Origin of the sequence: Pseudomonas sp. JUb52, from assembly GCF_004341115.1 — a bacterium.
Lineage (GTDB): Bacteria > Pseudomonadota > Gammaproteobacteria > Pseudomonadales > Pseudomonadaceae > Chryseomonas > Chryseomonas oryzihabitans.
Genome location: NZ_SLYS01000029.1, coordinates 1 through 13192, shown reverse-complemented (window position 1 = coordinate 13192; position 13192 = coordinate 1). Strand labels below are relative to the sequence as shown.

13 protein-coding genes are annotated in these 13192 nt (G+C 54.1%); 8 read left to right on the top strand and 5 right to left on the bottom strand.

Annotated features, from left to right (window positions below; genetic code table 11):
* Positions 1–949: 949 nt before the first annotated feature.
* The 5 genes from radC to EC839_RS24300 form a co-directional block, all read right to left on the bottom strand.
* Positions 950–1447, bottom strand: a complete 498-nt coding sequence (gene radC / locus EC839_RS23815; protein ID WP_132833223.1) for a DNA repair protein RadC — start codon at positions 1445–1447, stop codon at positions 950–952.
* A 29-nt stretch (positions 1448–1476) separates the two neighbouring features.
* Complete coding sequence (locus tag EC839_RS23810; protein ID WP_132833222.1) at positions 1477–2379, bottom strand: hydrolase or metal-binding protein; 903 nt, start codon at positions 2377–2379, stop codon at positions 1477–1479.
* An 85-nt stretch (positions 2380–2464) separates the two neighbouring features.
* Positions 2465–3469, bottom strand: coding sequence for a YqaJ viral recombinase family protein (locus EC839_RS23805; RefSeq protein ID WP_132833221.1), 1005 nt, complete (start codon positions 3467–3469; stop codon positions 2465–2467).
* Positions 3470–3541: 72 nt separating this feature from the next.
* The gene (locus EC839_RS23800) at positions 3542–4510 is read right to left on the bottom strand and encodes a DUF932 domain-containing protein (protein ID WP_132833220.1); all 969 of its coding nucleotides are present in this window, start codon (positions 4508–4510) and stop codon (positions 3542–3544) included.
* A gap of 55 nt (positions 4511–4565) precedes the next feature.
* Positions 4566–4898, bottom strand: a complete 333-nt coding sequence (locus EC839_RS24300; protein ID WP_165904705.1) for a hypothetical protein — start codon at positions 4896–4898, stop codon at positions 4566–4568.
* 227 nt (positions 4899–5125) lie between these two features.
* Here EC839_RS24300 and EC839_RS23790 point away from each other — a divergent pair, with 227 nt between their 5' ends.
* The 8 genes from EC839_RS23790 (at position 5126) to EC839_RS23755 (ending at position 13128) form a co-directional block, all read left to right on the top strand.
* Positions 5126–7261 (top strand): nuclease-related domain-containing protein, encoded by a 2136-nt coding sequence (locus EC839_RS23790; protein ID WP_132833219.1) that lies wholly within the window; start codon positions 5126–5128, stop codon positions 7259–7261.
* Between the two features lie 78 nt (positions 7262–7339).
* A complete protein-coding gene (locus EC839_RS23785) occupies positions 7340–8350 on the top strand; it encodes a competence protein CoiA family protein (protein WP_132833218.1) in 1011 nt (336 codons plus the stop codon).
* A gap of 404 nt (positions 8351–8754) precedes the next feature.
* Positions 8755–9369: a hypothetical protein gene (locus EC839_RS23780; protein WP_132833217.1), complete on the top strand. Its 615-nt coding sequence runs from the start codon at positions 8755–8757 to the stop codon at positions 9367–9369.
* Positions 9370–9374: 5 nt separating this feature from the next.
* A complete protein-coding gene (locus tag EC839_RS23775; protein WP_132833216.1) occupies positions 9375–9605 on the top strand; it encodes a hypothetical protein in 231 nt (76 codons plus the stop codon).
* A gap of 15 nt (positions 9606–9620) precedes the next feature.
* On the top strand, positions 9621–10130 hold the full coding sequence (locus EC839_RS23770) for an SMI1/KNR4 family protein (protein ID WP_132833215.1): 510 nt from the start codon (positions 9621–9623) through the stop codon (positions 10128–10130).
* Between the two features lie 12 nt (positions 10131–10142).
* Positions 10143–11735, top strand: coding sequence for a hypothetical protein (locus EC839_RS23765; protein WP_218568255.1), 1593 nt, complete (start codon positions 10143–10145; stop codon positions 11733–11735).
* A complete protein-coding gene (locus EC839_RS23760) occupies positions 11732–12703 on the top strand; it encodes a hypothetical protein (RefSeq protein ID WP_132833213.1) in 972 nt (323 codons plus the stop codon). The genes EC839_RS23765 and EC839_RS23760 overlap by 4 nt, the downstream gene beginning before the upstream one ends.
* Before the next feature lie 203 nt (positions 12704–12906).
* Positions 12907–13128, top strand: coding sequence for a hypothetical protein (locus tag EC839_RS23755; protein ID WP_132833212.1), 222 nt, complete (start codon positions 12907–12909; stop codon positions 13126–13128).
* Positions 13129–13192 lie beyond the last annotated feature (64 nt).

The window sequence follows — 13192 nt, the reverse complement described above, 5'->3', positions numbered from 1 at the left end:
ATATTCGAAATCGGAAAAGCTCATCTGGCTCATGGGTGGCTCGGATCGGGGGGTAGGCGGATTTCACCACATTTGAGGACTTGTTCGGAGATTCCCTAGGTGCTTTCGGTATCGAGCAAGTAGCGCTGGGCTAGCGGACTCGGTTGTCTCCCTGCGGCTTCAAGCGGTCTCGTTTCGTTTGATCATATACCCCAGGTAACCACTAACAGGCAGGAATGCTCGGTCTCCTTGGAATCACACCGCTTCAGGCGGCACGTTGTTGCTTGGCCCGATCGATGGCCTCGTCCGCTAGCCTGTACACGGAATGTATGGGTCGCTTAATCGTGCTTGGGTTGAACTCGTGGCCGAAACAGGAAGACCGGGTGGTGTGGTGTCCACGTCGAGGTTGGCTTTTATGTTTGCGGCACCTGCCGATAGGCGCGACGCTGCGGTAATTTTGCAAAGGGTGTTGAACCAGCCTGATGACCCACAGACCTCTTTGCCAGTTTACGTTCGACCACCCGCCGCGCGCTGATTAGTCTGATGTCAAAAAGGGCTCAGAGCGATGAACTTTTGCCACTATCGTGACTCCGATAGGTCCATGCCTGACTTTGTCCGTCCCCGCCGATAAATCAGGCGGCGGTCATTAAGCTCGGGTTGCTCCCGATGTGGCTGTACGCGAAGGACTCGCATGGTTTCAGGACGAAACTCGGACAAACCGCTCGGAGCGGTATGAGGAATTGGACCCCGCCCTTCTGCGGCCCTGTAGCGATACAAGGGCCGTTTGTTTTTGCTCAAAAGATAAGCATTGTCTGTATATAGCTCGACGCGGGCGTCAGCGGTGCGAAGCTCATACGCAATGGGACAAAAAAAGTAGTAAGCAACATGCGCGGACAGCCCAGGGCTGCCCACGCTTTTTAATTGCTCTACGAACCGCTTAACGGTGCTGCGCCGCAGCCTTAGCGGATGCCTACAAGCATCCCTGTTCCGCCAGCGACACACAGCCTTCGTGACCCACCACGATGTGATCGAGCGTTCTCACACCGACCAGATTCAGCGCCTCCTTTAGTTTGTTGGTCAACGTGCGGTCCGCCTGGCTGGGTTCGGGGTCGCCGGATGGGTGGTTGTGTACCAGGATCATGGCAGCGGCGTTGTGCTCCAACGCGATTTTGACGACCTCCCTGGGATAGACGCTTGCTCCGTCCAAGGTGCCCCGGAACAGCTCGTGAAACGCAATGACCCGGTGCTTACAGTCCAGCATCAGCAGGGCAAAGACTTCGTACTCATAGGCCTCCAGTAGCGTCTGCAGGTGGCTGAATACGTCCTGTGGCGCTGTAAGTTGCCGTCCCCGACGCAAGCGCTGGCTGGCCAGCTGTTTGGCCATCAACAGGATGTCGGCTTCAGTGACTGGTGACTCGATCAGGTAGGTGCCAGCGGTCTCACCGGCCTTGATTTTGTGCAATCGCATATTCAGCTCCATGGGCCGGGTGGCCAGTCTTAGGCATTCAGGGTTTGGTGCTTGGCTTCCAGCTTTTCAGTCAGGCTGGGTTTGCCCGACGAGTGCGATATGGCTTTGGAAAGCGGCTGTTCGTGGGCGCTCTCGATGGGGAAGAATTCTTCGACGATGGCGCTGACGTCTTCCTCGTTCTCCTCGAAGGCACCGTTGCCGAAGCCGCGTCTTGCCGCTTCGTCCAGCGCGTTCTGATCGAAGCCCGCCTTTTGCCGCTGTTGATCGAGCTCAGTTGCGTTACGCAGCGCCTCGGTCATGTCCATTCCGCTGCGTACGGTCAGGTCGGTGTAGAAGATCGGTGTGCCGTGGCTCTGCCGGGTGGACTTGCCACGAAGTCGCAGTTCCAGCGGCAGGCAGGCCAGGCGGTTTCCGGAGATGGCCTGGAAGTAATGAAGGCGTGCGGCCAGGGTGCGGATGCTGTTGAAGCCGGTGGTACGGAAGACGAAGCTACCCAACAGATCCTCATCGCCAATCACCACGTTCAGCCGGCCATAGGGCTTGCAGGCTCCGCCTTTCGCCAGCGGGCAGGCATCTGGCGAAGGGCAGGGCAGCGATTGCATGCCGTCCTGGGTGACTCGCTTGCAGGTTTCGCCATTGCCGACGCAGACCGGGCGACCTGACTGGCGATCAAATAGCGTGTAGTCAGCACGAAAATTCAGCTCCGGTTCGTTGAACAGCAGGCGCACCGGGATACTGCGCAGCTTGTCGTCCTTGCTCTGACGCAGCTCATCGTTTAGTGGGTGTACCAGCCAGCCGTCGCGGCTCTGCACCTGGGAAGTGATGGTGAACTGGTCATCCTTCTCTGGCAGACGCTTGCCGTTCTTCTCGATGACCTTGCCAATGGAAATCCGCCCGAGTACCGGCGGGGTAATAGCCAGACCTTTGAGCATGGTGGTTCTCCTGAAATAAAAAAAGGCCAGCCACGCAGCGCCAACTGCGTGGACTGGCCAAGGGGAGGGAAGTGATTGAGGGAAATCAGCCGATTAGGAAGCGTCGGGCGCCGGGCTTGATGAGTGAATATTTGTCTCGCAGATGAGGCCTGTCCCTGAGCAGTCGGGCCACATCGAAGCCGATGCTGTCTTTGGCCTTTCTCCAGCTGACGCAGCCGTTAGCAAACTCGGCCCTCGTCGCTTCGCCCATCGCCTGCTGAAGCATCTGCTTGAGCTGTGCCTCACGCGTGTGCTTCTCTTCGATGGATTGACGCAGCGCCTTGAGCTCGACGAATGCAGCTGACAGTCCGGGCTGGTCCCTGAAGTCCACCGTCTGGCCATCGTCCTCTGGATACAGGCAGCGCAGCGCAGATTCAGCGGACGCTGTCCCATCTGCGGGTGGCGGCGTGTCGGTTTCGACGTATCTCCAGAACGTGCGCTCCAGCTCTATCAAGCGAGCGATCATCTCTTCGTCGCGCTCGATGCGATGGATCTCCAGGTGCTGACCGCCGAGCACAACCGCCACATCCGCAGCCTGCTTGCCGGTGACGGCGAGCTGGTGCATCACCTGCAGTTGCACATACTCGGGTACCCCTTCTTTCCAGAGGCGTGCCCCGTTTATGCCGGCAGTCTTGCATTCGAGAATTTGTACATCGTCGGCACCGATTACCTCGCGATCGATGTTTGCCAGCATCCAAGACAGGTCAGGGTCCGGATGCTGCAGCACAGCGTTGATGCGTCGAACCTTGTTGCCGGTGCGCTTGCTGTAGTGCCAGGCCACAATCGGCTCAAGGACGTTGCCCCAGTACATCGCGCTTTCTTCATCATCGGGGTCGGTTTTTGGTAATCCGGTGTCGCGTCCGGTCTTCTCCAACCACAGTTCCAGCTGCGACTTGTAGGGGTTGAGGCCAACGGATGCCGCGGCATCCGAGCTACCGATGCCTCGTTTGCGTACTTCCAGCCACTCTTCTCGGGGTAATTCCTTTGTACTGATCAGGCGAAGGGCTGACCGGGGTCTGCTGGTGCTGCGGTTCAATGAAGTCGCTTTCATGCTGTTCACCTTACGGGCATAAAAAAGCCCGATCAGCGCGAAGCTGACCGGGCGATAAGGTTGAAATGAGGGTTAAGCGGCGAGCTGTAGAGCCGCGTCCAGAGCACGTTGCTTGATCTGCGCTCCCTGGCCGAACCAGGCGGAGTCGAGGCGGTATTCGGTGCTGCGTGCCCGACGCTCGTGATCGACGTACTCGGTCACGGCATTGAGCAGGCCCCAGGCAGTGCCTTTGGCTGAGTCCAACTGACTGCCCCGGCCACGGCCTTCGTACAGTTCCTGAACCTTGCGCAGGGCGCGCTCGTTCGGCAGCTGTTCGGGTAGCTGGCCGGTAGGGCTGACCTCGCACATCACGTTCATGAAGAACCCCATGGCCTCATGCCACTGCACTTTGCGTTCGGCCAGGTGGCGCATGCGGTACATGAAGTCGTCCCATTGCGAGACGGCGATACCGAGCTGTTTCTTCACAACCGTCGGATCAAAGCGGGTGTTGTGCGGCACCTTGATCGCTCGGCTGGTGCCGTCCAGAGCGATGGTCAGGGTGTTGTTGCACACCACGCGAATGGTGGTCGGCGTTGCTGTAGTCGCCAGGGTGCCGTCGCAGGAGGTGGCCAGTAGCAGGTAGCCGTTGACCTGGTCGTTACCCTTGATGGCCGTGCCTTGCCCTGTACGTGCCAAGGCCCAGAACTTGCGGCCACCTTTGAGCACGCCCGCCGTCTCCAGCTCGTAGCCCGACACCTCGGTGAGATCGCGGTAGAACTCCAGCACCTCGCGTGGCTGAACGGTGTGATAACGCTTGGAGACCACAGACAGCGGGCCCTTGGTATCCGAGCGATAGAGCACCTTCTGTTCCGGGAAAGAATGGATGGTGCCGAGATGGCCGATGGCATCGGATTTGAAGTGGACGGGGCTTTCCTGGATTTCCCAATCCATGCCGGCTTCCCGCTGCCAGACCTCGATGGGCTGCTTCTGGGGAAGGTTATTGCCCAGCCCGTGCCACGGGGTAGCCCCGACATAGGCCATTTGTTCGATGAGATGAGCCATAGCGATAATCCTTCTCAAAAACAATGTAATAACGTTGCGATTAATTTAAGCGGAATCAACGCTCAGTTTGTGAAAAAGCAATACCGCAGTGGTGACACTCATAATTGTCGAGAACGTGAGAGTCGATTTCCTCACCTATCTTGGCTCCGGCCAAACCCCCGGCAGTTCCACCAGCCAGGCCGCCCAGAATCGCGCCGGCCAGGCTACCCAGCGTCACACCCACCGGCCCAGCGAAAGCCCCGATTAGAGCACCGCTTTTTGCACCGGCCATAGCGCCGGCTGCTCCGCTCGCTGTACCGCCAACGGCACCAACCGCACCACCGATCTTGCGACCATGATGACGAGCAACAACGCGAAGAGAACCGCAGGAAGGACAGCAAATACTCATTATTCAGACTCCTGTTCAAGAGAAAATACCCCGAGGTAGAGACGAGCTTTTTGTGCCCGGCTTCCAGTAGGTAATACAGGGCTGAAAATTTTTTGAATCCTGTAGCGTGACAGCGGCCTTGATGTTAGAGCTGTATGCTCGAATCGGTAATGGCGCATGATGTTCGTGAGATAACGTGAGCCATCCAAAAGGACATAGGCCCTTCCTGGGGCAGGCAGGGATAGCACGTGCGTGACTCTGATAAACGTTGCCAGCAGTACTACCAAGACCAATTCGCCAAATATTTGCAGTGCTCTACCCCTGGCGAAGCACTCAATGAGTGCCTGCATGATTTTTTGGATCAGCGACCAAGCGGGAAGTACAGCTCACGCAACCGTGCAGCTGGCTTGGCGTCCGCACAGTTTTGGTGGGCCTCGGAGACAGTAGCCGAGGCTGACCTAGCCAGTCTGGCATTGGCACGGGTGCTCCACCTTGATGACGTGATCGATATCGATTTGCTGAGTCATCTGGCCACGCACAACGCAGATCAGCTGCGATGGGCCGTCCGTTATTCGAAGTTGTTTACGCGCAGGGATTCGCCACTCTGGGTCCACCTGCGCAAGAGTTGCGCGGGCCTGCAATGGCAGACGTTCATAGATGTCTGTGACCGCCTGATAATGCGGCTTGAGCCATTCGATCAGGCAATCCTAGATGCCGAAAGGCGCCTCAAGTCCCTGTCGCTGCTTGAGTTGCTGTCCTATCTCAGCGTGTTAGCTTATTTCCGACTGGCAGACGCAAGGGGTGATCCTGCCGGAATGGAGTGGGTGGCCTATGAGCGAATCATCCAGCGCAAGTTGAGAACCTGTACCGAATCGGATTTCCGGCTTTCTACGGATGTGCTTGGCCGATCACTGAAACGGCATCTGTCACCCATGCTCTTTCCGCAGCGGGGCGAGGGTGCGGAATGCGCTGCCAATCTGGATGCCGTCAGCGAGATGGTTGTAGCAGTGCGTGAGCTCATCGAATGTGAACGGTCCATAGACCAGTTCTGCTTTGACAGTCAATGCGATTACCAGCTCAGTTCAGGGGGCCCGGTCATCGTCAACAGATCGAATGAGGGTGCATTGCGTTGGCAGCGCACCGAACAGAAAAGCCAGCTGTTGTGGTGCTACTGGATGCGCCGCGCGATTGAGACCTTTGCCGCTTCTGAGCTTGCCGGAAAGCTGATCGGCAGTGCCGACAACCATGAGGCTAACCAGCTCGCCTACATCAAGACCATACGCAGCCAGCTTTATCTGCAAGTGGTTTTCGGGCTTGGAGAGCGCGTAAGGTTGAACAACGGAGCTGAAGTGACGTTGTTCAACGCAATGTTGGCGAGTGAGCTGACCAGAGCGTTTTTCGAACAAGCCTACCTGCAGCCTTATCAGCGTTACTTGGATGAGTCGGGCGAGCCCATAACCGCGCTTGGGCGTTTGGCCTTTGAGGGTCTGCTACAGGGCGAGAACCGTTTTCCCATGACCTGGTCGGAGCAGCCAGAAAAAATTCAGCGGATCCGCGCATGGACGGTGAGTGATGATCACCCCGATGGGGATCCTGAAGCAGCGAAGGCGATCTTGCAGTATTGGACTAGTGATCTCCAGACACTATCCGAGCAAGTGAAGCAACCCCCGAATTTGCCAACGCCAAGGCTATCGGAGAAGCTGTTTTACAAGATAGGTCGTTACAGCTTTCAGTTCCCTTGGGTGGCTGGCCGGCAAAACTCCCTGTCGGCTGCTGTAAACAATCTCCGGCGAGTCGAGCAGCGTCGGTCAGAGCTGCGCAGCGAAACAGAACGGATTGAGCATAACCTCGCCCATTCTCTTCGGCAACGCGGGTTCCACGTCGTTGTGGGCTACGAGCCTCGACGGGTAGACGCGCAGGATGCTGGAGAGATTGATCTGTTGGCGTGCCTGGCTGGTGTAATTCTTTTGCTTGAAGTGAAGTCAGGATTTATTCGCTGCACCCCACAGGAGGTCTGGTTACACCGCACAAATACGCTACGCAAGGCTGCCAGGCAGTTAAGGCGTAAAAGTGTGGCGGTGCGGCAAGCACTGCAACATGACCTAGGCTTACGTGCGGCGTTGGGGCTTGCTGCGCCCGATCCGCTGCCCACCTTGCATAGTTGGGTAGTTGATACTTCGATCGAATTTGATGGCGAGGTGGTTGATGGCTTTCGTATCGTTTCGCGCGAAGTTATTGAAGTAGCTCTTCGTGACGAGCTTCATTACCTGAAGGCGCTAGATAAACAGGGCGCGAATGAGGTGGCCACGCTTTATCCGGAAGGGTTTAGTGCGTCGGCATTTGCACGGATAATCGAGCAAAGTGAAGTGTGGAAAAAACTATAGGTGCCTGCGTTATGCAGCGGCTTGCTTCTTCTGCTTCGGATCTATAATTGCTACTTATATCTTTGATCGGGTTCATGGATGATAAAATACCGCTACGCATTAAATGAAAATGGCCAGACCATATGTGCAGACGACATCGCCGGAAAGGTCATAAGTGAAAAGTTCACCTGTCTAGGTTGTGAAAACCCGCTGATCGCAAGGGTTAACGGAGAGAAGGTGCGTCCGCACTTTGCTCATAAAACGCAAGTGGAGTGCAGCGGCGAAACATACTTGCATAAGCTCGGTAAAGCGACGTTTGTTGATGTATACACGAGGTGTCTGGAGGCTGGCGAGCCATTTATAATTAAGCTGGCGGCTACGAAGGTATGCCGCAAATTTCACCCGGCGGTAGTAACTACTTGTGATCTGGGTTGTGTTGAGAAGGAGTATGACCTGACGGAATACTTTCACAAGGTTCAGGTTGAAAAGCGGGATGGTCAATTTGTTCCAGATGTGTTGATATCTAGCGAATCCAGGCCTTCTGAAAAAATATACATTGAAATAGCTCATACTCATTTCATGTCGGAGCGAAAAGAAAGCTCTGGAAATCGAGTAATTGAGATACCTATAGAGACAGAAGAAGATATCAATAAAATTAAAAAATCGAGCTTGTCGGCAAGCGACGCCCTGTTTATTGGTTTTAATCATGCAACAGAAGCTATCACTGACTCCGAGTGCAAATGCGCAGTCAAGAAGTGTTACGCATTTTTTGTGTACGAGAGTGGCAAAGCCAATCTGGAGTTTAACGAGCTGAGAGTGGTGCATTCAAAAGCGCGTAAATCAGATAGGCTTATCTATAGTAATTTATTTTTCTCCAATGCGGGAGCAAAGTCTCCTTTTGAAAACCAGACCGAGGGTGGACGTTTATTTATCGAACAGGTTGAGCTCGCGGCAAACCGAAATGTACCAATTAGGAACTGCTATCTCTGCCGCTATCACGCGGAAAGTTACGATGCCCTAAAGGGGCTGCCGATTTTCTGCAAGACGTTTAAAAAGGCTTGTGGATCTAACGAGGCGGCCAATTGCGAGCGGTATCGGAACGCTGGTTAGATCTTGATAAGCACAGCCTGCAGCTGCGCCACAACCTGCGATTCGCTTCCAGCAACCTGGCTGAAAACTTGACCTGTATGAAAGTACACCATTGGTGTGACCAGTTTGGCGACATATCCTTTGGCATGTCCACTGTATGGGCTGGATAAAGCCACTGGAATGGATGCCTACTCAAACAGGATGGGTTTTGTCACAGCGCAGGGGAAGGGCAATCGAGCGCCCTTCCAACGGCTTGTCGAGGCGCCAGCTCACCACCACAGGCGTCGGCGGCAGCACCAAGCAGCTTGAACGGTTGAAGATGACAATTACTGGCTGCTTAGGCAGGATGCAGGCTGATGTCTAACTGATATAAAGCTTGACGATTAACGGATTGACGCAAGACCAACATTGGATAGTCAGAGATAATGGCAGCTTTGCAGATCGTTCCGTCCCTCAACGCCCGCTCAGCGGGTGCTGTGAGCTGGGAATCCATAAGGGATGCCATGACCAATCAGCAGTCTCTGATCAATTTCGGCTTCAAGTTCGGCAGAAGCGGAGCGCATGACTCCCGCACCATGATGCTGCCGGAGTTGCGTAGCCTTTTCGCTTGTACGCGGTCCAGCGATGGCCGCCCGCAGTATCGTGAGCAAATCACGGAGCTGAACTGCCTGGACAAGCCCACCAGTTGGGCGCGCAAACTGACGGCTGAGCACCTGGTCGATCTCTACGGCCTGTCGCCCGATATTCCACTGTTTCGTGTTTTCCGCCAGTTTTGGGATGTGCGCGTAGAGGCGCAGCCATTGCTCGCGCTCCAACTCGCTGTAGCTCGAGGTCCATTGTTCCGCGTTTCTGTTCCGCCGCTGATGTTGGAGCTACAGCCTGGGCAGCGTGAACAAACTGAGGCGGAATTGGCTGCCCAAGATCCCAACCGTTTCAGTCCTGCGTCGCTCAAGTCCTATGCCCAAAACATCAACGGCAGCTGGACCCAGGCCGGATTATGCGTGGACGTAACAAGAACAGCAGGGCGCAGCCGCAGGTAACCTAGGTGAACGTCGCCTATGCCCTGTTTCAGGCTTATCTCAACGATATTAGCAGGCACCACCTGCTCTCAGTGAGTGGTGCAAGCTGCTGGACTGCCGAGTTGAACGCCTGGGCCTTGGGTACGGCGAAAAAGAAGGCGCTCGCATCAACGACCGCCACTGACCTTGGCCGAAAAAAAAACCGCAAAAAAAATAAAGTTGTAGCATTGCTGGCCGTAAACCCAGCAAAGCGTTAACCGCAGGAGGCGGCTATGAAACAGCTTTGGCAGCAACTGGAAAACCATCTAAGCACTCATAACCCCGAGCTGCTTGCCGACCTTAACCCCCCGGCCACTGACGCTCAGATTCGTGAGCTTGAAAACACTCTAGGCATGCAACTTCCGGCAGATTTTGTGGCGTGTCTGAAAATACATGATGGCCAAAAAGGGGCGGCTGACTGGTTGTTCAATGGCAGAGAATTCATGTCTTCGAAAAAGATAATGAAGCGATGGGCCATATGTAAAGATCTATTAGATGAAGGTGACTTCGAAGAAGCTGAAGCCAAAGCTCATCCGTATGTCAAGGATGTATGGTGGTCCGTTAAGTGGGTTCCTTTCACTTACAACGGCTCTGGGGATCACCTATGCGTGGATATGGAGCCTCGCTCCGGTGGAACGCAGGGGCAAATCATCGAAGTATGGCATGACTACGCCTCGCGAAACGTAATATCGGACAGTTTCAGCCAATGGTTTGCCAGCTACGTTCACGGTCTTGAAAACTAGGGAGTTGTGTCGATGTCGCTCACGGAAATGAGAGAGGCAAGGCTGAAAAAGCTGATGGATGACTGCCAGCAGCAGGTTATCTCTCAAATAATCGGGCCGTTTGGCCTATCGACTGCTATGTTCAAGGATGTCGATAAAGCCGGCGGTAATGTAACAACTGTAAATAATTTCAAAAATGGGATAGCGGCAACTGATAGCGATCAAGTTCTTTCCGAGAGATACAAGGAAACGATCAACGAGTATGACCGGAAAAGTTACCAAGTAAGTGATGCTGCTTGGAAAGAAAAACGCACCAAAAAAATTGATAAAGGGATTGACGATTATCGTGGTGTGAAGATAACCCATCAGGACGATGTGGACTTGGATCACATCGTCCCAGTCAAGGCAATAGCTACAGATGCGCGTATACATTTGGGTCTGGCCAAAGTTAATGATAGCGGGAGTGCTGATCTTAGTGCAATCAAAAAGCTTATCAATGACGAAAAAAATCTGGCCATTACGGATGGTGGGCTTAATAGCTCAAAGAAAGATCATAAGTTCGAGAAATGGTCTTCCAAAACGCGGTCTAATGGGAAGACAAATGCCGAACACTTTGAGGTAGATAAAGCCCGCGCTCAACAGCTTGTGAAGGGCGCCAATGAACACGTTGAGTCTGGTGCTAAAGCCGCTTGGGATAAACAAAAAGAGGAGTTGATTTCAACTGGTAAGAGTCAGGCGATTAAGATGGCTACTCGGCAGGCGCTGGGTGTTCTGCTTACAGAGCTGGTCAATGGTTTATTTAACGAGTTTAAAGTGCTGATTAATGCCGGCGTAGAAGCAGGCAAGACACTTTTTGAGGAAATCAGAGAGAGGCTCCAGCGGGTGATCGCCTCTGTGGTCAGAAAACTCCCTGACGCTGCCTCTCAAGCCATCCAGGGGGGTGTCAGCGGCTTTATGAGCAATCTGATCACCTTCCTTATCAACAACTTTTTGTCGACCGCCAAGCGCTTCGTCACCATCATCCGTGAGGGACTGTTGGGGTTGGTCAAAGCGTTCAAGATGATCATTTTCCCGCCTAAGGGCATGACATCGAGTGAGGCGCTGCAAGAAGGTTTGAAGGTACTGACCGCCGTTGTGGTTACCAGCGTCGGTTTCCTGTTGCAGGAAAGCGTCGCGACCTTTTTGAAAACTGTGCCATTTCTTCTGCCCATTGCTGACATTGTCTCAGGTGTTCTCGTTGGGATCATGACGGGGCTGCTGTCCGCATTTTTGGCGTATCAGCTGGATAACGTGTTCGCGCGTTACCGGTACGCCTACGACGAAAAACTCCTCGATGCTATAGCTACCGATGCCAAGCTCACCGAGAAAATGGCGGGTGACTTGGTGGAAGCTTCCGAAGCGTCGCTCTCGTCTATCGCGAAATACACTGAGTCGATAAAAAGCTACGAAAGAACTGGTGAGCTGTTGGGTGCAGCAGGGCGCGCATCACAAGCGGTGGTGACCAGCCTTGCGCAAGCTGTAGAAAGTGCTAAGACGCAAGTAGCCGAGACGAAGGGTATGATTTCCTATCTCGACGAAACCAATGCACTGTTAGATAATTTTTTTGATAAGAAGGCGACAGAATGAGTAGTTTGACGGGCAAAGAAGTCCAAATCGTCACGGCATTGTCTACAGCGGATCTGCCAGAAGCATTGATTGGTAACAGCTGTGTAAAGGAACTGGTTGGCGCAGTTGTCGGGGCACAACAACAGGCTAAGAGCGCTGGCGATAAGTTGCAGGCTGCGCGCAGCGAAAAAGATACCCAGAATGGATTTTCGAGATGGTGGAATAACACAGAAGACAAGATCAAAGATGCTCAGCTTGATTTGACTACGACAATATCCAATCTAAATCGTCATTCATCTCAGTTGCTCATTTTTAATACGGCTATTTCTAAAGTTCTGTGTGATCAGCAAGATATATTGCTTCGCCAGCAGAAAATACTCGAAGAACAGGCCGCTCAGCTTAAGCAACAAAACCTGGAAATTCTCGAGCAGCAGAAGGCGCTTGAAACCCAGCAAGGCGAGATTAGCAAGGCGAACCAAGGGCTGATGGAAGCCAAGGGTGTAACTGCCGAACAAGCGCGCAACCTGATTGGGTGTGTGCAAAGGGTCGAGGCGGCTGAGGAGCGAATTTCCGAGGTTAACCGCCAGCTTCTTGCTGCCATTGAGGAGCATCTCAACCAGGTTCGTGAAGATCTTGGTGCCTCCCAAGCTTCCGCGGTGGCAGCCCTCGAGTCACGCGGTAACGAGCTAATGCGACTGATCGAAGGACAGGGGCAGAAGCTTGCGAGCCAATTAGCGCTGCAGCAAGACCTTCAGGGTCGCTTGGCTCGCTTCGAGGAAGCGTTGCCGCAGCAGATCGAGAGTACGGTCAGCCAACTTGTTGCTCCTGTCTTGCACCGAGTGGATGTGCTTGAGCAGCGCAATGGCGAGCTGTCGCTACAGCAATCAAAATTGGCCAAGTGGCTGGTGGCTAGCTCCAGCTTAGCTGGAGTAGCACTGGCAGGATTGGCACTCGCCATGTTCCTCTTTAGGCAGAATGGGATGTTTTAAGCGCGGTACGGAAATGCCGGCAGATGAATCCTTTGTCAGGTCCGAAGCCGCGACCGCGGTACTCATGCTATTCCGCGGAATACTGGTTACGTGGCCCCGCAGGAGCGGGTCACGTAAGGTAGTTGGCGGCCGCCCGTTTTTTTGATTCGCTATTGATATCTAGGCGCAGTACATTTGCAGCACAAAAACTGCAGGACTGAGTAATGAAGCTCCCCAAGGACGAAACCCTGTCCATTCGTACCTCGAGAGATATCAAGCAACTGCTGCGAATTGCAGCGGAAAGAGAGCGGCGCTCCGTTGCTTCGATGGTTGAGGTGTTAATCCTGAAATACGCGCAGGAACAGGGTCTGCAGGCAGAAGTGCCGTCAGAGGAAGAGACGAATAAAGGGAAGGGTGTTGCCGCTGACCGAAAACTGACCCAGTAGAGGCTGTTCTGCCGACTGAAAACTGACCCAGGTGTTCAACTGCTTCTGCTCAATTTTTGAGCAG